General features: G+C 49.7%; 2 tRNA genes and 2 rRNA genes. All 4 read left to right on the top strand.

Annotated elements, in window-relative coordinates:
- Positions 1 to 114, top strand: a 16S ribosomal RNA gene (locus AB3347_RS25895); the annotation flags it as partial.
- A gap of 79 nt (positions 115 to 193) precedes the next feature.
- A tRNA-Ile gene (locus AB3347_RS25890) sits at positions 194 to 270 on the top strand.
- 3 nt (positions 271 to 273) lie between these two features.
- Positions 274 to 349 (top strand) — tRNA-Ala (locus AB3347_RS25885).
- Positions 350 to 555: 206 nt separating this feature from the next.
- A 23S ribosomal RNA gene (locus AB3347_RS25880) occupies positions 556 to 821 on the top strand; the annotation flags it as partial.

The following is an 821-nucleotide window of genomic DNA, read 5'->3' as shown; positions in this document are numbered from 1 at the left end:
CCAGAAGTAGGTAGCTTAACCGCAAGGAGGGCGCTTACCACGGTAGGATTCGTGACTGGGGTGAAGTCGTAACAAGGTAGCCGTATCGGAAGGTGCGGCTGGATCACCTCCTTTCTAGAGTAGCACCGAGCGAAAGCTCAGCATCAAGCGCCTACGCTTATCGACTGTTGGAATTAAGTAACGAGAACAGTTTGGGTCTGTAGCTCAGTCGGTTAGAGCACCGTGTTGATAACGCGGGGGTCGTTGGTTCGAATCCAACCAGACCCACCACAAGGGGGATTAGCTCAGCTGGGAGAGCACCTGCTTTGCAAGCAGGGGGTCGTCGGTTCGATCCCGTCATCCTCCACCATTCATCTGTTCGACTGCATTTATGTAAAGCCTGCGCTTTAGATAAGTGTAGTTCTCGTTCTTTAACAATCTGGAAGAAGTAAAGTTTTTTTAAGCGTGTGCGAAAGCACACACTTAGGGTAGTAATCAAGTATCAACAAACATGCAACGAGCTGTACTCTTGATTTCTATGACGATCCCTGTTGTCAGCAGGGGCCAACGTTATAGGGACAAGCGAATAAGTGCACATGGTGGATGCCTTGGCGATTACAGGCGATGAAGGACGTAGTAGCTTGCGATAAGCTGCGGGGAGTGAGCAAACACACTTTGATCCGCAGATTTCCGAATGGGGAAACCCGGCCCTTTGGGTCATTGCATACTGAATACATAGGTATGCAAAGCGAACGCGGCGAACTGAAACATCTAAGTAGCTGCAGGAAAAGAAATCAACCGAGATTCCCAAAGTAGTGGCGAGCGAAATGGGATGAGCCTGT

It is taken from the genome of Massilia sp. X63, assembly GCF_041023745.1.
In the GTDB taxonomy this organism is placed as follows: domain Bacteria; phylum Pseudomonadota; class Gammaproteobacteria; order Burkholderiales; family Burkholderiaceae_D; genus Telluria.
This window is presented reverse-complemented; position numbering and strand designations above follow the sequence as displayed.